The sequence below is a fragment of the Curtobacterium sp. Leaf154 genome, from assembly GCF_001424595.1.
GTDB classification, from domain to species: domain Bacteria; phylum Actinomycetota; class Actinomycetes; order Actinomycetales; family Microbacteriaceae; genus Curtobacterium; species Curtobacterium poinsettiae.
On sequence record NZ_LMOS01000001.1, the window covers coordinates 481,263 to 500,287 of the forward strand.

The window sequence follows — 19,025 nt, forward strand, 5'->3', positions numbered from 1 at the left end:
ATCGACGAACCCCATCGGGAGCTACGCGTAGGGGTCAGCGGACACCGTCCCGTACGCATTCGTCCGACGTCGACGATCGCGGTGGGCAGCGACCCAGCGAGCCACCGCGAGCGCGAGCAGCGCGGCGGACACCCCGGCGAGCAGCCACAACCACGCGTCGTCGTCCTCGATGAGCAGCCGCAGGGCCAGCACCCCGAGCGGTGCCGCGACCAGGATCCGTCGGAGCTCGCGCCAGGACGGCTTCCACAGCGTGGTGAGACCCTTCTTCCACCGACCGACCACGACGTACGCGATCACACATCCCGGGATGCAGAGGCCGAGCCAGTTCACGATCGCCTCGACCCCGTCGTCGTAGAACGGATGCGCCACTTCGCGGAGGACGCCGCCAGCAGCAGCAGCGACGAGCAGCACCCACATGCGCGCTTCCCAGCGGCGAGGGTGCCACCAGGGCGTGCGCCACAACGGCACTCGCTCGCGGACCACCGGCATCGCGGTTCCTCCCCGATCGGGCGTCCAGCCTATCCGCGACGACGATCGACGACGGGCCCGAGAGTCTGCCGTCCCTGGCGGGAATCCGGCCCTCCGCGTACGGTGTGACGGGAAGAGTCCGACACCGCAGGTCGGTCCGACGAGGGGGCACCATGAGGATCTTGAGCATCGTGGCACGGGGGCTCGGAGCGTTGCTCACGACGGTCGCGAAGACGATCGGCGGGATGCTGGGCGCGAAGCCGTACATCGATTCCCACGCGGCCGAGCTCCTGCCGCGTCGTGAGGACTACCGCCCCTAGGGGCTCGCACCAGGCCACTGGTTGGATGGTCGCATGACCAACGCCCCCGGAACGGCTCCGCACCGGGGCGCGGTCATCTTGCTCTCGGTGTTGGTGATCGCCTCGTGGACGGCCGCCGTCGTGGTGCCGTTGCTCACGCTTCGGCTGCTCCTGGGTGTCGGTGCGCCGCACGACCGGCTGGTGACGATCGGGTTCGCGTCGTTCCTGACCTTCGCCTTACTCGCAGCCGGACTGACCGTGGGACTGGTCATCCTCCGCCGATCGCGCATGGCCGGAGTGCGTCAGCCGTCACCGTAGGATCGTCGTGCCGGATCCGGCACGACGGGGGAGCACCTGATGGAACAGCGCACCGAACAGCGCACGCGACCGCGGGTCGTCACGGTCGCCGTGGCGCTCTGGTGGGTTTCCGTCGTCATCAGCCTCGCGGCCGCGGCGCCCGGCATCGTCGTGTCCATGCGCGAAGCCGGCGGCGCGATCATCGGGGCGTCGCTCGGGCTCCTCTTCGTCCTCGCCTGGTCGGCACTGTTCCTGTGGCTTGCGACGCTGATGGGACGAGGCTCCGGGAACGCGCGACTCTGGCTCGCGATCATCGCCGGGCTGACCGCCTGCAGCGCGGTGATCACCATCGCCACCGACGGCATGGACCGGAGCCTCGTCGACGCCGTCTGCATCGTCGTCGCGGCGGTGCTCAGCTACCTGCCGAGCGCACGACCGTTCTTCCCACGGGATGCACGGCGTCCTCGAGCAGCCGAACCCCGCACGGTCGGATGGGACCCGACGACGGGTGACCGCATCGTCGAGACGCCTGGAACAGGCGACCGCGCAACCTGACGTGCGCCACGTGCGCCAAGTGCGCCAAGTGCGCCACGAGCGACCGCCGGAGAACGAGCGTTCCCCGTAGTGGGGGTACCGCCGAGGACCGTCGGATGGTTCCATTCAGAGGTCGGCATCCTCCGGGTGCCGGACAGCCACGGACCGTCTTGCGTCGCAGTGAAGGTGGTCGCCGCTGGTTACGGTGACCACGAGGTGCCGTCGAGTCGATTCGGGTTCGACACGGCGGCGCCTCCCACACACCGGGGGACCGTCCGACCAGGAAGCAGCACCATGCGATCGCTCGTCTACACCAGCACCCAGACCCGTCCGATCACGGATTCCGAACTCGCCCAGATCCTGGCGGTCGGCCGCGAGAAGAACACACGACTCGGTGTCACGGGCATGCTCGCGCACCGCGACGACAACTGCATCGGGATCATCGAGGGCGAGGACGACGTCGTCCGGCAGCGCTTCGACCAGGTCCAGGCCGACCCGCGGCACACGAACGTCCGGGTGCTGCTCGACGAGCCGATCGCCCGGCGCTCGTTCCCGGACTGGTCGATGGCGTTCCAGTCGCTCGACCCGCTGATGCAGGACGTTCCCGGGTTCAGCGACCTGTTCACCGCCGGTCGTCCGACCGACCCGGCGTTCGGGGCGTCCCGCGCACGTGCGCTGCTGGACTGGTTCCGGAAGCACCCGCTCGCACCGCTGACGAACCAGAACGCCGCGGACGAGGAAGTCCCGCGCACCCGGGCGATCAACGGCGCCATCGCCGTCCTGCACGACGGTGGACTCTCACGCTTCTCGCTCGAGGACGTCGCGTCTCGGTCGGGGATGGGGCAGGCGGAGATCCTCGAGCTGTTCCCGTCCGAGCCCGCGCTGCTCGCTGCCGCCGTGATGCGGTGGACCCGGGCAGTGTCGGCCCCGCTGCTCCCGCTCGCCGGCGAGAAGGGGACGGTGGCGTTCCTGCACGCGCTGCTCGCGGCCCACGCCGAGGATCCGGCCCTCATGCGCTTGATCGCCGCCACGCTGGCCGTCTCCACCGACCCGTCCACCGACGGTGCCGACTACTACCGGTCGGCCTACCTGCAGTTCCGCGAGACGGTCCGGACCGCGCTGCAGCGAGACGTCCACGCCGGCCGTGAGCCCGCGACCATGGACCCGATCCGCGGCGCGCAGCAGCTCGTCGCACTGTTCGACGGGCTCCGCCTGCAGGCGCTCCTGACGCCGGACACCGACGTCGTCGACGCCTTCGACCGCGCCGCCGCCCGGATGCGGCGCGGTTGGTCCGAGCAGTACGAGGCCGACACCGTCTGGGACCTGTCGGCTCCCGTGGCGGACTGAGCCTCAGCGCACCAGCCGGACCGTCAGCGGGATCGGTCCGAACGCCGATTCCGCGCCGTCGGGCGTGAAGCCGTTCCGCTGGTAGAAGGCGTGTGCCCGAGGGTTGTCCGCGGCCACCCACAGCGACGCCGGACGATCGGCGAGCAGGTCGTCGAGCAGCGCCTGGCCGGTGCCGGTTCCGTGCGCGCGGGCGAGGACGTACAGCATCGTCAGTTCCTCGGGTGGGGCGGCCTCGGGTCCGGGCGTCGGCTGCACGGCAGCGAAGCCGATGACGCCGGTGTCGTCGAGCGCAACACGCACGCCCCGGCACGTCGAGGGGTCGGCGAGCATCGACCGCCACATGTCGACCCGCCGACCCACGTCGAACCACGGGTTCGTGTCCGGATCGTCGACGAACCGGCCGTACGTCTCACGCCACGAGGCCGCGTGCACGTGGGCGATCGCCCCGGCATCGTGGACCGTCGCCGATCGGATGGGCATCGCGCCGTCGTGGTTCCCCAGGCCGGAAGGCTAGCGATCAGAGCCGCAGGTCCAGGTCGAGGATCCCCGCGCCGCCGAGGAACAGCGGCACGATGATCCCGAACAACGTCAGCGTCGCCCCGATCAGGATCGCCGCGAACGCGATGCCGTCACCCCGCTCACCGGTCAGCCGCACGTCGCGGCGCGCGATGAACCCGACGACGAGACCGCCGATCGGCGCGACGAACGCGAGGGCGATCGCCACCACCGCGAGCAGGCTGAGGGGCGGTAGCGGCACGGCTGCCGATGCGGGGAACCCTGCGGCGTTCGGCGCGGTCTGGTCAGGAGCGAGGTCGGTCACGTCGGTCAGCCTAGGGTCGACGAGGATCCCTCCGCTCACCCCTGACCGAGGTTCGTCACCAGGTTGATGGCCACCGCAATGAGCACCGTGCCGAAGAAGTACGACAGCAGCGCGTGCGGCAACGCCTTCCGCCGGGTCTCACTGTCGTCCGGCTCGACCTCTGGTGCCGCGTACGACATGCCGATCGTGAAGGCGAAGTAGGCAAAGTCGCTGGAGGTCGGTCGCCCGTCCTGCTTGACGTCGAACCCGCCGCCCCGGTGGTCGAGGAAGAAGGTCCGGGCGTACTTCAGGGCGTAGACCGTGTTGACCAACGCCCACGCGACCATCCTGCCGAGCACACCCAGGATGACCGCCGCGACCGAAGCCGGATCTCGCGCCTGGCTGGCTTCGCTCAGCGCCAGGACGACGGCGGCGTGACTCGCGAAACAGGCCACGATGAGCGCGTTGTCACTGACCCGTGTCTCGGAACTCCTCGCGTGCGAGACGCTCGGTGCCGTCGGCGTCCTGGCGCCAGCACTTGTGCCAGACCTCGACCAGCGCGATCAGGCCGGCCGTGCACCAGGCCGCGAGCGGCCCGAAGGACGGAGTCCCGGTGAGGGTCAACCCGACCCCGACCAGGACCCCGATCCCCACGGTGACGAGCGCCCGGCGCGTGGAGAGAATCCGATCGTTCATCGTCGTGCCCTCATGATCGTTCCTTCCTCCGCTCCGGTGCGTGGTCGGTCATCACACGCCGGGGGTGAAGACGGCGCGGACGCAACCGTCGTCCTTGTTCTTGAACATCTCGTACCCACGCGGCCCTTGCGACAGTGGCATCACGTGCGTGGCGAGGTGCTCGGTGCTGAGCTCTCCCGCGGCGATGCGGTCGAGGATCATCGGGATGTAGCGGTGCCCGTGCTGCTGGGCGCCGCGGACCGTCATGCCCTTGTTCATGATCGCGCCGAACGGGAACTTGTCGACGAGCCCACCGAAGACCCCGAGCGAGAACAGGCTGCCGCCCTTCCGGCAGGCGTAGATCGCCTCGCGCAGGGCGGTCGGCCGATCGGTCTGCAATCGGAGCTGCTGCTTGGCCTGGTCGTACAGGTACAGCGGTCCGGTACCGTGCGCTTCCATGCCGACGGCCTCGATGCAGACGTCGGGACCCCGACCGCCGGTGCGTTCCTTGAGTTCCGGGAGCACGGCGTCGCTCGTGTAGTCGAGCGTCTCGGCACCGATGTGCTCGCGCACCTGTCGCAGCCGTTCGGGCAGGCGGTCGATCACGATCACCTGCTCGGCGCCGAGGAGCATCGCCGCACGAGCGGCCATCTGGCCCACACCTCCGGCGCCCCACACTGCGACGGTGTCACCCGGGGTGATCCCGGCCAGGTCGGCTCCGGTCCACCCGGTGGGTGCGGCATCGGAGGCGAACAGGGCGGCCGTGTCGGACACGCCGTCGGGGACCGTGAACGCCCCCTGATCGGCGTAGGGCACGCGGACGTACTCGGCGTGGCTGCCCGCGAACCCGCCGAGCGCGTGGCTGTAGGCGAAGCATCCGCCGATCGACGATCCCCACATCGCCTCGGTCAAGCCCGGGTTCGGGTTGCCGTTGTCGCAGAGTGAGAACTGCCCGTGGGTGCAGTACCAGCACTGCCCGCAGGCGATGAACGAGCAGACGACGACCCGGTCGCCCACCTTGTGCTTCGTGACGGCCGATCCCGTCTCGACGACCTCGCCCATGAACTCGTGCCCCAGGACGTCACCGGATCGCATGGTCGGGATGTACCCGCCGAGCAGGTGCAGGTCCGACCCGCAGGTGGTGCTCAGACGCACCTTCAGGATCACGTCGTGATCGTTGAGGATCTTCGGGTCCTCCACCGTCTCCACCGCGGTCTCGTTGACCCCGGTCCAACAGAGCGCCTTCACAGCACACCCTCCTCGTTGCTCCGTCTCGTCGCCACGTCCACCAACGCGCCGGTGGGTGTGGCCTTCCGTCGGCCGTGGGGGACCGGATCCACCCGGAGCACCTCGCCGACCTCGATGAGTTGCTTCGCCTCGCGCAGCGCGGCCCGCAACCGGCCTCGTGCATCCGGGGCGCCGCCTCGGAACCGGGCACGGAGCTCGGTGCCGCGATCGCCGGGCGCGGGACGGGCCTCCACCTCGACGTCCTGCCCGAACGCCGTGAGCGGCGCGGGGACTCGTCCGCCTGGCAGCACCGCGTCCCGACCGCGGTTCACCGTGACCGCGTGCCAGCCGGAACGCGGTTCGGCCAGCACCTTCCGTGCGGGCCCGGGTGCGCCGCGTCGGCGGCGCGAGACCACGATGCCGACAGCAGCCGTCACCATCGCAGCGGCGGCGAGGTTCCGGGCCCTCATCGTGGTGTCCCAGCGAAGAGTCGGTCAGCAGCGGGCGCGTTCGCGCCCCACCGCCGGGGGTTCGTGTGTTCCATCGCGGCCTCCTTGAGTCGCATCGGTGCGGATCACGGGACGGGAGCGACGACCGCGCGATCGTGCCGGTCGGGACCACGGAGTCGCTCCTGTCGATCCACCATGAGCGTGGCTGCCCTGACGCCGTCCCGGGATTGTCCGTGATGCGCTGACCGTTCAACGGCGGGGATGTCGGTCGCCGGTGAAGGCCGCGGCTCCCGGTGATCGACGCGCCCGTCGCGGTGGCCGACGAGGTCGCGGTGTTCGTCGCGAAGCGCGCCGAACGCGCCGAGCGCGCCGAGCGCTCCGGGCTGACGACCGACCGATCGGAGTGCTGTGGCAGGTGACGGCAGCGAGACGGACGGGAGGCCCGGTTCCAGCCGGCACCGGGCCTCCCGTCCGTCCCGGGGTCGCGTCGCAGAGCCGCACCGTCAGTACCCGACGCTGCCCGCGCTCGCTCAGGGTCCTCGGACGGTTCAGTCGTGCCGGTACTCGTACGTCGGGTCGGGGCGTTCACGATCCCCGACCCAGAAGCCGAGGCTCCTGCCGCCGCAGGACGATGGTGCTGCCCCCGTCCGGCGTCAGGGTCCAGGTCCCGACCGGGTCGGCCATCGGCTCGAAGAACGACGACGAACAGCCCGTCGCCGTGAGCAGCGTCGCCGCAGCGAGCACTGCGGCCGTCGGCCACGTGGTGCGCACCGCACCCCCTCGCCTGCCCCCGACGTCGGGCCTACGGGTCGATGCCGCTGGTCGCCGTCCGCGTGACGCTGCCGATCGCACCGGTACCGTTGCATCCGTGAACGACGACCCCGATGCCGCCATCGCCCAGCACGTCCACGACGCCTGGGACGGTTCCCTGCGCCTGGTGCACATCACGATCTCGGACGAGGACGGTGACGCCTACCCCGGGCAGGACGTCGACCGGTGGGTGATCGACGTCCGCGTCCCGATCACCGACGACGACGAGACCGAGGCGGTCTCCGTCGCCGAGGTCACCGCGTTCACGAGCCGGGCGCCGGAGTCGCTCGAGGCGCTGGTGCTCGGCTACCAGGTCTCCGACGTCGCCGGGGCGTTCGCCTCTGCCGTCGCTGCGCAGGACGCGACGGGGGAGACGTTCTTCTCGCTGCAGACCCACGCAGCCGAGATGCTCGGCAAGCCCGACCTGCTCGCCGTCGACCGGCTCACGGTCCGCCCGGCGTACCGGCAGCTGCCCGGACTGGTGCCGGCGATCGTCGACGCCGTCCGCCACGGACCGGCCGGCCGCACCGCATCGTGGGTGCTCGCCGACCCGACGGCGTGGGACGTACCGTTCGGCGAGGACGACCGGTCGGCCGGTGCGTTCGTCCAGTGGGCGGACACCGTGGTGTTCACGTCGATGAACGCGGCGCCCGACGACCTGGAACGCCTGTCGCTGGTGCCACCGACCGGGGGCATCGTGATGGGTGCACGGTCGGACGAGGTGCACCTCGGCGACGCCATCGACCACGCGATGACGCAGCCGGCGATCGCGGTGCCCTTCGACCTGCCACCGAAGCTCCCCGCCAGCATCTGGGCCGCCGCGCCCGAGGACGTCCACGGCGTGCACCCCGACGAGACCACGGGGTCGATCACGGTCGAGACCCACGACGAACAGCTCGAGGTCGTCGGTTCGCCGGGCACCGCACCGCAGCTCGTGGGGATCTCGGCATCGGCCGACCCCGCGACCCAGGAGTGGCTCCGCACCGTGCACCAGCGCTGGTGGCAGTACGAGCCGGACCTGCACGCCCGCATCCACGACGTCGTCGACGAGTACCTGTCCACCGGGCACATCGAGTCGGCGTCGGACGAGCTCGCCGGGCACCTGCACGCCCCCGACCTGCCGCCGTACCGGACGGAGTGGCCGGGCACCGGCACCGTCCTGCTCGAGGAACTCGGCGAGGACACCGAACCCATCGTCTTCGACGCCGTGCTCGAGGACGGGACCCGGCACGAGCACATCGGCGTGGTCGTCGTGCACGAGTCCGGACACGTCCGCGCGTTCCTGCACGACGAGTGGGAGCCCGGGTTCCCGGCGGCGGAGGCCGCGGTCGCGCACCTCATCAGCCTGGGTGCCGGCGAGTTCTTCGCGGACGCCCTGCACGACGAGCTGTCAGCGGGTGTCGAGCACGCGATCCTGACGGGCGACGTCCGCGGTCACTGACCGGGCCGCCCTGGGTCGGTTCAGACCGGGCGGTAGATCGCGATCGGCGGGGTGTCGTCGGTGCCGGCGTCGTGGGCGTCACCCGTGGCGAGCCAGGTGCGGCCCTCGTGCTCGATCGTGGTCGGCAGGTCGCCGTGCACCAGGATCCGGATGGCGGGGGCGTCGCCGTCGACCAGGTCGACGCCGTGGGCCTCGGTCCCGCCCGGGTTGTCGTGCACGTAGCTCATGGTCTGATCGAACTCCGTCGACCTGACGGACCGCCCGCGCCGCGCCGGACACGCCGGGAACCAGGGTGGAACCGGTGATGCCGCCCGTCATCGGGTAGAGTCATCTCCGCACGGCCAGCACGGCGTGTGGAATGCGGATGTGGCGCAGTGGTAGCGCATCACCTTGCCAAGGTGAGGGTCGCGAGTTCGAATCTCGTCATCCGCTCAGAACAGGAAGACCGGAACCCCCGTCGCTCGGAAGAGCGGCGGGGGTTCCGTCGTTGCGGGGCGTCGCAGTGCCGAAGGCGTGGGGGCCCAGTGGGCGCAGGCTTCGGGTACCCGCGCCCACCGGGCGCGGAGGCGACCCTGCCCCCACCGGCACGCACCGGGTGGGTGGCCCGGCGCAGTTCCGAGGATGTATCCGGAGCCGACCCCCGTTCGGGTGGGGACCGGATCCAGGGTTGCGGGAACCCGCAAGAACCCCGCACGACCCGCCGTGCGAGCCTTGTGCTACTCGATGCCGTCCGGTAGCGACGCCGACATCGTGCGGGCGCCGGGCAACCCCACCCACCGCCGGGCTCCGGACTCGACGACCGTGACGAGCACCGTGTCGCACCCTCGGCAGCGCGCCACCGACCCCATCGCGGAGCGGTGGACGGTGGTCTGCCCGAGCACCCCGAGCGAACCGCACCCGGCGCAGCGCAGGGCGACCACGGTCGGCTCGGGCCCCAGACTGTCGGCCAGCGTCCCCGCGAGTGCGTTGCCGTCCACGACGACCATCAGCTGCCCCCGAACCGTTCGGCGCGGACGTCGCTCGTGTCGTGCCCGAGCTCGGTGAGCCAGCGCAGCGCCTGCTCGACGAACGGCGTCGACCCGCACACGTAGACCAGGGCACCCGCGTCCGGCGGGAACACCGCCGCAGCGAGCGCGTCCCGCGTCAGCCGTCCGGCCGGCACGCTCGAGCCTGGAGGCGCGGTGCGGCTGTACACGTGGGTCACCTCGAGCGGTGCCCGGCTCGTGAGCGCCTGGTCGAGTTCCGCGCGGAAGAACATGTCGTCCGGCGTGCGGACGGCCGCGAGGAGCCGGAAGGGCGCCGGGTCGTCCGCCTCGGCGTGGGCGGTCACCATCGCGACGAGCGGCACGATGCCGGAGCCGCCGGCGATGAGCTGCACGGGCCTGGTGGACTCGCCCGGCCGCCAGACGAACCAGCCGCCCAGGGGGCCGTGGACCTCGAGCGCGTCGCCGACCTCGACGGCGTCGACGAGGAACGGGGAGACCTCGCCGCCGTCCACGCGGTCGACCGCGAGCACGACATCGGTCGTGGGGCCGGCCGACGCGATGGAGTACGAGCGCTGGGCCTGGTAGCCGTCCTCGGCGGTCAGCCGCAGGTCCAGGTGCTGCCCGGGGTCGTTGCCCGGCCAGGTGGGGACGTCGAGGACGATCCGGCGCGCGTTCGTCGTCTCGCGGACGACGGACGCGACGGTGGCGGCGTGCCAGGCCGGCCGCCTGCGTGCGGCGGGTCGCGTGGCGGGGGTGATCCGTGCCTCCAGGCCGGTGTCGGGGAGCGTCACCAGTACCGCTCTTCCTTCCACGGGTCGCCGTGCAGGTTGTAGCCCGCGTTCTCCCAGAAGCCGGGCTCGTCGTCGGACTGCATGACGATGCCGCGCACCCACTTGGCGCTCTTCCAGAAGTACAGGTGGGGGACCAGCAGGCGGGCCGGCCCGCCGTGCTCGGGCGTCAGGGGCGCACCGTCGGCCTCGAACGCGATCCAGGACTTGCCGTCGAGCAGCTCGTCGAGCGGCACGTTGGTCGTGTAGCCGCCGTGGCTGTGCACCATGCAGTAGTCGAGTTCGGTCTCGACGTCCTCGAACAGGCGGTCGAGCGGGACGCCCCGCCACGGCATGTCGAGCTTGGTCCAGTGCGTGACGCAGTGGATGTCGACGGTGACGTCCTCGACGCCGAGCGCGTGCACCTCGTCCCAGGTCCACTGGTGCAGGCCGGACTCGGTGCGGATCGAGAAGGCCCAGTCGGTCGGCTCGATGTCGGGCGTCGCGCCGGCGGACAGGACGGGCCAGTCACGGACCAGGGTCTGCCCGGGCGGGATGCGGGTGTCGTCGCGGTCGGCACGGCGACCGCCGAACCCGCGGGTGAACGTGGCCATGGTCCTCCTCGGGGACGTCGGTGCGTTCCCGATCATGCCGCGTGCCGGAGCGCGCCGTGTAACGGGTTGGTAAACGTTCCACCCGTGCACGGAACGGTCGTCCTCGGGGGCGGATCCGCACCGGTCCGCCGTTCCCGGCGCCCCTGGTCCCGCGTCGACCGCCGGGAGCGGGCTTGGGGGATCGGCCGGGGACCTCTATCGTTCACCGGAACGATTACAGGAGGGGTCACCCCGAATGCAGCCCATCGTCCCCGAACCCCGAGGAGCCCACGGTCCGAGCCGTCGGGCGCTCATCACCGGCGCCGCCGGTCTGGCCGGCCTCGGCCTGCTCACGCTCGCCGGGTGCAGCTCCGGCGCGTCCGCCGGCACCCCCACGATCCCCGAGACCGCAGCCACCGGTGTCGCACGCCGCGGCGGGCGCCTGCGCATCGCCCGGCCGGCGGCCTCGGCCGCCGAGACCCTCGACTCCGCCAGCTCGCTGTCGGCCTACGAGTACCTCGGTGCGCTGTACAACCGGCTCGTCAAGCTCGACCAGCAGGGCACACCGGTGCCGGACCTGGCCGAGGAGTGGTCCGCGAACGCCGACGGCACCGAGTGGACCTTCGCGCTCCGCCGTGGCGTGACCTTCCACGACGGCTCCCGCTTCACCGCCGACGACGCCATCGCGAGCATCCGGCACATCCTCGACGAGAAGACCGGCAGCCCGCAGGCCGGCGTGCTCGGCGAGGTCATGGACGCCGACTCGATGCGCGCCGTCGACCCGTACACGCTCCGCTTCTCGCTGACGAAGCCGAACGCCGAGTTCCCCTCGCTGCTCACCGCGTACCAGTGCTACATCGTGCCGGCAGACGCCGTCGCCGACATCGGCCGCACCGGGATCGGGACGGGGCCGTTCCGGCTGTCGTCCTTCACCCCGGCCGGCGCGGGCAGCGTCGAGGCCTACGCGGACCACTTCGCCGGCCGGCCAGCGCTCGACGGCATCGACTTCTACTCGATCCAGGACACCACGGCGCGGGTGAACGCCCTGCTCGCCGGGCAGATCGACCTCATCTCGCAGACGAACCTGGACTTCGCGACCGCCCGGGTGGTGTCGGCGTCCGGCCGGGCCACCGTCGCCCGGTCGAAGAACGCCCAGTGGTACACGATCCCGATGCTCGCCACGAGTGACGAGTTCAGCGACCCGCGGGTGCGCCAGGCGATGAAGCTCGCCTACGACCCCCGGAAGATCGTCGACACGGCGCTGCAGGGGACCGGTTCGGCGGGCTGGGACAACCCCGTGCCGCCGCAGCTCGCCGCGTTCGTCGACGACCACCGCGAGTACGACCCGGACAAGGCCCGGGCGTTGCTCAAGCAGGCCGGGCGTGCGGACTTCCGCGCCGAGATCTACACGTCGAGCTACGAGTCGGTGTTCACCCCGATGGCCGTGGCCTACCGGGACGCCGTCGCCGACGCGGGCATCCGCCTGACCGTCCGCAACGCGAGCTCCGACTCGTACTACACGCAGATCTGGATGCAGAAGCCGCTCATGGTGAGTTACTGGTTCACGGGGCGGCCGATCGACCAGCTGCTCAACCAGATCTTCCGCTCGGGCTCGTCGTACAACGAGAGCGCGTGGTCGAACGAGACCTTCGACGGGCTGCTCGACGACGCCCGAGCCGAGATGGACGACGCCAAGCGGCTCACCCTGTACCAGGACGCCCAGCGGCTCGTCGTCGAGCAGGGTGCGGACATGACGCCGATGTTCGGCGACCGGCTCGTGGGGTTGTCCCGCGACGTCGTGAACTACTCGGAGTACGGCTTCGAGTTCGACTACCTGCGGATCGGACTGCGCCGATGACGACCACGAACACACCGTCGGACGTCCTCGTCCCCGTCCTCCGCCGCGTCGGCATCGCCCTGCTGACCGTGGTGCTCGCCTCGCTCTTCGTGTTCCTGGCGGTGCAGGCGCTCCCCGGTGACGTCGCCCAGCAGCTGCTCGGCCAGAACGCCACCCCCGACGCCGTCAAGCAACTCCGCGAGACGCTCGGCCTCGACCAGAACGTCTGGCTCCGCTACCTGCAGTGGCTCGGCGGCGCCGTGCACGGCGACTTCGGCACCTCGCTCGTCAGCGGCGAACCGGTCGCCCCGACCCTGTTCACGGCGTTCCGGAACAGCATGCTCATCGCCGTGCCCGCGATGCTCGTCGGCGTCACGGTGTCCCTGACGCTCGGTGTCGTCGCCGGTGTCCGCCGCGGCCGTCCGAGCGACAAGGTCATCTCGATCGTCAGCCTGGTCGTGATGAGCGTGCCGGAGTTCATGGTCGCCACCGTCCTGGTGCTGCTGTTCGCGATCGGCCTGCCGGTCTTCCCCGCCGTCGTGCTGCGGGGGAGCGACGCCACCGTCGGCGAGCTGCTGCCCACGATCTGGCTGCCGATCATCGTGCTGACCCTCGCGATGGCCGCCTACATCGTGCGGACGGCCCGCTCGTCGACCATCGACGTGATGGCGTCGGAGTTCGTCACGACGGCCGAGCTCAAGGGCCTGACCATGCGCCGGGTGGTCTGGAAGCACGCGGTGCCGAGCGCCCTGCTGCCGACGCTCAACGTCGTCGCGCTCAACGTCGCGTGGCTGCTCGGCGGTGTCGTGGTGGTCGAGAACGTCTTCAACTACCCGGGCATGGGCAAGCTCATGCTCGAGTCGGTGTTCAACCGCGACCTGCCCACGATCGAGGCGATCGCCCTGCTGAGCGCCCTGATCTACGTCGTGTGCAACCTGGCCGCCGACCTCGTCGCGCTCGCACTCGACCCGAAGCTGCGGACCCGCCAGCGGCGCCCGCGCACGCGCACCCGCAGCGCCCGCAGCACCAGGAAGGCCGCCGCATGACCGCCACCGCACCCCGCCGCCGCACCGGACGCGACGTCCTCGCCGGCGCGCTCGCACCCCTGCGCGGGTCGACGGCGCTGAGCATCGGGCTCGGCCTCATCGCCCTGCACGTCGTCCTCGCCCTGCTCGCACCGGTCATCGCCGGACACGACCCGGTCGCCACGAACGCCGGCGACGTGCTCGCCGGTCCGACGTGGACGCACTGGCTCGGCACCGACCAGTACGGGCGCGACGTGCTCTCCCGCACCCTGAACGGCGGCCGGTACGCGCTGTCGGTGACGTTCCTCGCCACCACGATCGCCGTCGCGGTCGGCACCGTGCTCGGCTGCGTCACGGCGTACGCCGACAACTGGTTCGACGAGGTCGTCATGCGCGTTGTCGACGCCCTGCTCAGCGTGCCGTCGATCCTGGCGCTCCTGGTCGTCGTCACGGTGTTCGACGCCGGCCTGTGGGTCATCGTCCTCGCCGTCACCGTCGTCTACGCCCCCGCGGTGACCCGGGTCGTCCGCGGCACCGCCCGCACCGTGATCACCCAGGACTACGTCACCGCTGCCCGCGCCCGGGGCGAGCGATCGCTGTCGATCGTGTTCCGCGAGATCCTGCCGAACGTGCTCGACGTCGTGCTCGTCGAGTACGCGATGCGGGCCTCGTGGATCGTGCTGCTCGTCGCGTCGCTGTCCTTCCTGGGCTTCGGCGCGAACCCCCCGACCCCGGACTGGGGCCTGATGGTGCAGGAGAACCGCACCGCGCTCACCGTGGTGCCGCTCGGCACCCTCGCCCCGATCGTGGCACTCGCCACGCTGGTGATCGGACTGAACCTCGCGGCCGACGGCCTGAGCAAGTCGCTCGGTGTCGACCGCGCCAAGCAGGGAGTCAGCGCATGACCCGCACCGACACCGGTTCGACGTCCGCAGCGACAGCGACCGTGCCCGACGCGATCGTCCGCGTGGACGACCTGTCCATCTCGTACGCCGCCGGCAAGCGACGCGTCCCCGTCGTCCGGGGAGTCTCGTTCGCGATCGAGGCCGGTCGCACCCTCGGCCTGGTCGGCGAGTCCGGCAGCGGCAAGTCCACCGTCGCGCGGACGCTCCTCGCACACCTGCGCGCCGGGTCGGCGATCGACGGCGGGACGGTCCGCGTCGACGGCGCCGACGTCTTCGCCCTGTCGCCGGCCGGCCGCCGGGAACTCCGCGGCGGCACCGCCTCGGTCGTCGCCCAGAACGCCGGACAGGCGCTCACCCCGTCGATGCGCGTCGGTGAGCAGATCCGCGAAGCCCTCCGCGCCCACGGCGAGCCCGACGGCCCCGAACGCGTCGCCGAGCTGGTCCGGCTGGTCCGGCTGCCGGACCCCGACGCGATCGTCCGTCGGTACCCGCACCAGCTGTCCGGTGGGCAGCAGCAGCGCATCGCCATCGCGATGGCCGTCGCCGCCCGGCCCAGGGTGCTCGTCCTCGACGAACCGACCACCGCCCTCGACGTCGTCACGCAGGCCGCGGTCCTCGACCTGGTCGCCGACCTCGGCGAGCAGCTCGGCATGGCCGTCCTGCTCGTCAGCCACGACCTCGGGGTCGTGTCCGCCATGGCGGACGAGATCGCCGTGATGCGCGACGGCGAGGTCGTCGAGCACGCCGCCACGGCGGCGCTCTTCGCCGCGCCGCAGCACGAGTACACGCGCGCCCTGCTGGCCGCAGTGCCGGACGGGCGACGGCCTGGAGGGACGGGCCACGTGCCCGACGACGCGACCGTCCCCGGGACGGTCGGCTCCACGGCGACCCGCACCGCGCCTCCCGAGCGTGCAGCCCGCCCCGTGGTGACCGCGGCCGACCTGGTGATCCGCTACGGCCGCGGCCTGCCGGCCGCCGTCGACGGCGTCTCGTTCACGATCGCCGCGCACGAGACGCTCGCCGTCGTCGGCGAGTCCGGCAGCGGCAAGTCGACACTGGCAACGGCGCTGGCCGGGCTGGTGCCCGCCGAGTCGGGGACCTTCACCTACGACGACGGCACGACCCACGGCGACCTGCGCGTGCCGATCGCCGGTCGTGCGGCCGACCTGCGGCGCGCGGTGCAGCTCGTGTTCCAGAACGCGGACACGTCGCTCAACCCGCGGCGCACCGTGGGCGCCGCGATCGCACGGCCACTCCGGTTGTTCAGCGGCTCGTCCTCTCGAGAGCGGGTCGGGACGCTCCTGACGCAGGTCGGGCTCGGACCGGAGTTCGCCGACCGACTGCCCGCGCAGCTGTCCGGCGGGCAGCGGCAGCGCGTCGGGATCGCGCGCGCACTGGCAGCGGAGCCGTCGCTCGTGATCGCCGACGAGATCACCACAGCGCTCGACGTGCAGGTGCAGGCGGGGATCCTCGCGCTGCTGGCCGACCTGCAGCGCGAGCGGGGCCTCGCCTGCCTGTTCATCAGCCACGACCTCGCCGTGGTGCGGGGCGTGGCCGACCGGGTCGCGGTGATGACCGGCGGGCGGATCGTCGAGATCGGACCGACCGAACGCGTGTTCACCGGCCCGAACCACCCGTACACGTCGACGCTGCTCGCGGCGACGCTCGAACCCGGCAGCACGACCCTGCCCGACGTCGGTGACGGGGTACCGCGCTGGCGGCACGCCGACGGCTGGACCGACCACGGCGACGGACACCGCACCCGCAACTGGGAGGACGCATGACCACCGACGACGGCACCCACCACGGCACCGCCGCCGCCACCTTCACCGCGATCGGCGACCCCGGCTCGCTGCCCGCGGGCGTGACGGTCCGTGACGAGTGGATCCCGATGCCCGACGGCGTGCGGCTGCACGCCCGGATCTGGGCGCCGGCGCAGTCGCAGTCGGGGGCGCCGAGCGACCCGACCCCGGTGCTGCTCGAGTACCTGCCGTACCGGCTCGACGACTGGACCGCGCCGCGCGACTCGGAGCGGCACCCCTGGTACGCCCAGCACGGGTACGCCTCGGTCCGCGTGGACATCCGCGGGACCGGGTCGTCCGACGGGTTCTTCGACGACGAGTACAGCGAGCAGGAGCTGCTCGACGGCGAGGCCGTGATCGCGTGGCTCGCCGAGCAACCGTGGTCGACCGGCGCGGTCGGCATGTTCGGCATCTCGTGGGGCGGCTTCAACGCGCTGCAGCTCGCGGCTCGGGCACCCGCCGCGCTCAAGGCCATCGTGACCGTCTGCTCGACCGACGACCGGTACGACAACGACGTGCACTACGTCGGCGGCGCCGTGCTCGGCATCGACATGGCGGCCTGGGGTGCGACGATGTTCGCCTTCAACTCCCGGCCGCCCCGGCCCGAGGTCGTCGGCTCCGGCTGGGTCGACCGCTGGCGGGAACGGCTCGAGGCGAACCGACCGATGACGCCGGTGTGGCTGGCGCACCAGGAGCGCGACGACTACTGGCGGCACGGCAGCGCGGCCGAGGACTACGACGGCATCCGCGCCGCGGTGCTCGCCGTCGGTGGCTGGGCGGACCCCTACCGGGACGCCGTGCTCCGGCTCGTCGACCACGTCAGCGCCCCGGTGAAGGGCATCGTCGGCCCGTGGTCGCACCAGTACCCGGACCGTGGGCTGGCGCCGGGTCCGTCGATCGGGTTCCTGCAGGAGACCCTGCGCTGGTGGGACCGCTGGCTGCTCGGGGTGGACACCGGTGTCGAGGACGACCCCGCGCTGCGGGCCTGGATCAACGAGGGCGAGGCCCCAGCGCCGTACTACGCCGGTCGCCGCGGTCGCTGGATCGCTGCCGAGGCATGGCCCTCCGCCGCGACCCACGAACGTGTCCTGCCCCTCGCCGCACTCCGGGGCGGGGACCTCGGGCCCGTCGTCGTGCGGTCCCCGCAGCACACCGGGGTGGACGCAGGCCGGTTCTTCCCGTTCGGCAACGCCACCGACCTGCCGCCGGACCAGCGCGCCGAGGACGGCCGGTCGGTCACCTTCGACCTGCCCGTCGGCAAGGCATTCGACCTGCTCGGCAACGTGCTCGTGCGGTTGTCCGTCACGAGCGACCAGCCCCGGGCCACCCTGACCGTCCGGCTCTGCGACGTCGCCCCGGACGGCTCGTCGACGCTCGTCACCCGCGGGGTGCTGAACGCCGCGAAACGCGACGGCATGGACCGCGACGACGTGCTCGTGCCCGGGACGCCGGCCGAGCTGCCCGTGCGCCTGGTCTCGACCGGCCACCGGTTCGCCGCCGGACACCGGCTGCGCATCGCCGTCTCGTCGTCCTACTGGCCGTGGGTGTGGCCGCACGGCGTCGAGGCCACGGTGACGATCGACCCGACCGCCTCGAGCGTGACCCTGCCCACCTGGACCCGGACGACCGACGACGGCGTGGCCTTCGCCGAGCCCGAACGGTCCGAGCCCCTGGTGATCGAGCGCGTCGCCCCCGCCGATCCGCTGCCGCAGCGCACGGTGACGCACGACGTCGAGACGGGGGAGTGGACGCTCGACGTCGACCCCGGGTACGGCGGCGGGCGGGTCTACCCGGACGGCCTGGTGTTCACCGAGGACGCCCGTGAGACCTACCGGATCCGCTCCGACGACCCGACCAGCGCACGGGCGAGTTCCCGCTGGGCGATCGGGCTGATGAAGCCCGCGTGGGCCGCGCGCCTCGAGACCACGTCCGAGGTCACCGCCGACGCCGACGCCTTCCACGTCGTCAACACCGTGCGCGCCTGGGCCCGCGACGGCGGACCCGACGAACCCGAGGTGCTCGTCACCGAGCGCACCTTCGTCGACGACGTGCCGAGGACCTCGGCGTGACCGCGGCAGCACGGGTGCGGCAGCGGCCGGAGGTCCGACGCGCGATGATCGTCGAGGCCGCCCGCGCGGTGATCGTCCGGAACGGCGTCGGTGCCACGGGACTCCGGGACATCGCGGCCGAGGCAGGGGTCTCCGTCGGCACCGTGACGTACCACTTCGGCAGCGTCGCGGAGATCCTCAACGAGGTCGTGGTGCTCGAGACGGAGCGCTTCTACGGCGCGATCGTCACGGCCGTCGACGCCGAACCCGACGTGCTGGTGGGACTCCGGATGCTCGTGGCGCCGCTGTTCGGCGACACCGAGCAGGTCCGGCAGCACTGGCGGATCTGGTCCGACTACTGGACCGCGGTGGTGCGTCGGCCCGAGGTCGCCGCCGAGTACGCCGAACGGATCCGCGTCTGGGAGGCTTGCCTGGTGCGGGTCATCCGGCGCGGGGTGGACGCCGGCGTGTTCGGGGGCGCACGCGACAGGACGGGGAGCACCGACCCGGTCGACGCCGACACCGTCGCGCTGCAGCTCGCCGCGTACAGCGACGGCGTCGCGACGCAGATCGCCCAGGGTGTGCCTGGCCTCACCAACACGGTCGCGCTGTCGTGGATGTGGCGGTTCCTGTCGCACGAACTCAGTGTGCCCGCTGTGGACATCGCCGGAACCGGCCGTTCCCCCTTGTGATGAGGTAAGGCTTCCCTTACCGTG

At 71.8% G+C, this 19,025-nt stretch carries 24 protein-coding genes and 1 tRNA gene; 13 read left to right on the forward strand and 12 right to left on the reverse strand.

Annotated elements, in window-relative coordinates; all coding sequences use genetic code 11:
• Positions 1-21 precede the first annotated feature (21 nt).
• Positions 22-417 carry a hypothetical protein gene (locus tag ASF75_RS02265; protein ID WP_056068582.1) on the reverse strand — a complete coding sequence of 132 codons (396 nt, stop codon included), beginning with the start codon at positions 415-417 and terminating at the stop codon, positions 22-24.
• 233 nt (positions 418-650) lie between these two features.
• Here ASF75_RS02265 and ASF75_RS17535 point away from each other — a divergent pair, with 233 nt between their 5' ends.
• The 4 genes from ASF75_RS17535 (at position 651) to ASF75_RS02280 (ending at position 2,945) form a co-directional block, all read left to right on the forward strand.
• Complete coding sequence (locus tag ASF75_RS17535; protein WP_156155266.1) at positions 651-788, forward strand: hypothetical protein; 138 nt, start codon at positions 651-653, stop codon at positions 786-788.
• Positions 789-821: 33 nt separating this feature from the next.
• Positions 822-1,085 carry a hypothetical protein gene (locus ASF75_RS02270; protein ID WP_056068584.1) on the forward strand — a complete coding sequence of 88 codons (264 nt, stop codon included), beginning with the start codon at positions 822-824 and terminating at the stop codon, positions 1,083-1,085.
• Between the two features lie 39 nt (positions 1,086-1,124).
• Complete coding sequence (locus ASF75_RS02275; protein WP_017887412.1) at positions 1,125-1,619, forward strand: hypothetical protein; 495 nt, start codon at positions 1,125-1,127, stop codon at positions 1,617-1,619.
• 273 nt (positions 1,620-1,892) lie between these two features.
• Entirely contained in the window at positions 1,893-2,945 is a 1,053-nt protein-coding gene (locus tag ASF75_RS02280; RefSeq protein ID WP_052481622.1) for a BLUF domain-containing protein, read from the forward strand.
• Positions 2,946-2,948: 3 nt separating this feature from the next.
• Here the strand turns inward: ASF75_RS02280 and ASF75_RS02285 are convergent, their stop codons facing one another.
• The 6 genes from ASF75_RS02285 to ASF75_RS02305 are packed head-to-tail and all read right to left on the reverse strand — an operon-like array spanning position 2,949 to position 6,116.
• Complete coding sequence (locus ASF75_RS02285) at positions 2,949-3,425, reverse strand: GNAT family N-acetyltransferase (RefSeq protein ID WP_056068586.1); 477 nt, start codon at positions 3,423-3,425, stop codon at positions 2,949-2,951.
• Between the two features lie 37 nt (positions 3,426-3,462).
• On the reverse strand, positions 3,463-3,765 hold the full coding sequence (locus tag ASF75_RS02290) for a DUF4190 domain-containing protein (RefSeq protein ID WP_017887409.1): 303 nt from the start codon (positions 3,763-3,765) through the stop codon (positions 3,463-3,465).
• Positions 3,766-3,800: 35 nt separating this feature from the next.
• Positions 3,801-4,199 (reverse strand): DUF1345 domain-containing protein, encoded by a 399-nt coding sequence (locus ASF75_RS17940; protein ID WP_200942661.1) that lies wholly within the window; start codon positions 4,197-4,199, stop codon positions 3,801-3,803.
• Between the two features lie 13 nt (positions 4,200-4,212).
• Positions 4,213-4,440, reverse strand: coding sequence for a hypothetical protein (locus tag ASF75_RS17945; protein WP_200942662.1), 228 nt, complete (start codon positions 4,438-4,440; stop codon positions 4,213-4,215).
• A gap of 51 nt (positions 4,441-4,491) precedes the next feature.
• Positions 4,492-5,667 carry a zinc-dependent alcohol dehydrogenase gene (locus tag ASF75_RS02300; RefSeq protein ID WP_056068588.1) on the reverse strand — a complete coding sequence of 392 codons (1,176 nt, stop codon included), beginning with the start codon at positions 5,665-5,667 and terminating at the stop codon, positions 4,492-4,494.
• Positions 5,664-6,116 (reverse strand): hypothetical protein, encoded by a 453-nt coding sequence (locus tag ASF75_RS02305; RefSeq protein ID WP_156463747.1) that lies wholly within the window; start codon positions 6,114-6,116, stop codon positions 5,664-5,666. The genes ASF75_RS02300 and ASF75_RS02305 overlap by 4 nt, the downstream gene beginning before the upstream one ends.
• Positions 6,117-6,388: 272 nt before the next feature.
• On the opposite strand from ASF75_RS02305, the gene ASF75_RS18225 reads away from it, so the two are divergent.
• Complete coding sequence (locus ASF75_RS18225) at positions 6,389-6,514, forward strand: hypothetical protein (RefSeq protein ID WP_017887405.1); 126 nt, start codon at positions 6,389-6,391, stop codon at positions 6,512-6,514.
• Between the two features lie 166 nt (positions 6,515-6,680).
• Here ASF75_RS18225 and ASF75_RS17540 read toward each other — a convergent pair whose 3' ends face one another.
• Positions 6,681-6,866 (reverse strand): hypothetical protein, encoded by a 186-nt coding sequence (locus ASF75_RS17540; protein WP_140448043.1) that lies wholly within the window; start codon positions 6,864-6,866, stop codon positions 6,681-6,683.
• Positions 6,867-6,963: 97 nt separating this feature from the next.
• Here ASF75_RS17540 and ASF75_RS02310 point away from each other — a divergent pair, with 97 nt between their 5' ends.
• Complete coding sequence (locus tag ASF75_RS02310; RefSeq protein WP_156463748.1) at positions 6,964-8,346, forward strand: hypothetical protein; 1,383 nt, start codon at positions 6,964-6,966, stop codon at positions 8,344-8,346.
• 20 nt (positions 8,347-8,366) lie between these two features.
• On the opposite strand, the gene ASF75_RS02315 is transcribed toward ASF75_RS02310, so the two are convergent.
• A complete protein-coding gene (locus ASF75_RS02315; protein ID WP_017887403.1) occupies positions 8,367-8,573 on the reverse strand; it encodes a hypothetical protein in 207 nt (68 codons plus the stop codon).
• 133 nt (positions 8,574-8,706) lie between these two features.
• Here ASF75_RS02315 and ASF75_RS02320 point away from each other — a divergent pair.
• Positions 8,707-8,778 (forward strand) — tRNA-Gly (locus ASF75_RS02320).
• Between the two features lie 284 nt (positions 8,779-9,062).
• On the opposite strand, the gene ASF75_RS02325 is transcribed toward ASF75_RS02320, so the two are convergent.
• Genes ASF75_RS02325 through ASF75_RS02335 form a run of 3 tightly spaced genes read right to left on the reverse strand, consistent with a single transcriptional unit; the run spans position 9,063 to position 10,713 of the window.
• Positions 9,063-9,332: a DUF6510 family protein gene (locus ASF75_RS02325; RefSeq protein WP_056068594.1), complete on the reverse strand. Its 270-nt coding sequence runs from the start codon at positions 9,330-9,332 to the stop codon at positions 9,063-9,065.
• Positions 9,332-10,123: a ferredoxin reductase gene (locus ASF75_RS02330; RefSeq protein ID WP_082509368.1), complete on the reverse strand. Its 792-nt coding sequence runs from the start codon at positions 10,121-10,123 to the stop codon at positions 9,332-9,334. Before ASF75_RS02330 ends, ASF75_RS02325 begins: the two co-directional genes overlap by 1 nt.
• Positions 10,120-10,713, reverse strand: coding sequence for a molybdopterin-dependent oxidoreductase (locus ASF75_RS02335; RefSeq protein WP_042537144.1), 594 nt, complete (start codon positions 10,711-10,713; stop codon positions 10,120-10,122). Before ASF75_RS02335 ends, ASF75_RS02330 begins: the two co-directional genes overlap by 4 nt.
• Before the next feature lie 235 nt (positions 10,714-10,948).
• Between ASF75_RS02335 and ASF75_RS02340 the strand changes: the two genes are divergently transcribed.
• Genes ASF75_RS02340 through ASF75_RS02365 form a run of 6 tightly spaced genes read left to right on the forward strand, consistent with a single transcriptional unit; the run spans position 10,949 to position 19,001 of the window.
• Positions 10,949-12,550, forward strand: a complete 1,602-nt coding sequence (locus tag ASF75_RS02340) for an ABC transporter substrate-binding protein (RefSeq protein WP_042537146.1) — start codon at positions 10,949-10,951, stop codon at positions 12,548-12,550.
• Entirely contained in the window at positions 12,547-13,575 is a 1,029-nt protein-coding gene (locus ASF75_RS02345) for an ABC transporter permease (protein ID WP_056068596.1), read from the forward strand. Before ASF75_RS02340 ends, ASF75_RS02345 begins: the two co-directional genes overlap by 4 nt.
• Positions 13,572-14,459, forward strand: coding sequence for an ABC transporter permease (locus ASF75_RS02350; protein WP_056068598.1), 888 nt, complete (start codon positions 13,572-13,574; stop codon positions 14,457-14,459). The genes ASF75_RS02345 and ASF75_RS02350 overlap by 4 nt, the downstream gene beginning before the upstream one ends.
• On the forward strand, positions 14,456-16,243 hold the full coding sequence (locus tag ASF75_RS02355; protein WP_056068601.1) for an ABC transporter ATP-binding protein: 1,788 nt from the start codon (positions 14,456-14,458) through the stop codon (positions 16,241-16,243). The genes ASF75_RS02350 and ASF75_RS02355 overlap by 4 nt, the downstream gene beginning before the upstream one ends.
• Positions 16,240-18,330 carry a CocE/NonD family hydrolase gene (locus tag ASF75_RS02360; protein ID WP_056068602.1) on the forward strand — a complete coding sequence of 697 codons (2,091 nt, stop codon included), beginning with the start codon at positions 16,240-16,242 and terminating at the stop codon, positions 18,328-18,330. The genes ASF75_RS02355 and ASF75_RS02360 overlap by 4 nt, the downstream gene beginning before the upstream one ends.
• Positions 18,327-19,001, forward strand: coding sequence for a TetR/AcrR family transcriptional regulator (locus tag ASF75_RS02365; RefSeq protein WP_017887394.1), 675 nt, complete (start codon positions 18,327-18,329; stop codon positions 18,999-19,001). The genes ASF75_RS02360 and ASF75_RS02365 overlap by 4 nt, the downstream gene beginning before the upstream one ends.
• Positions 19,002-19,025 lie beyond the last annotated feature (24 nt).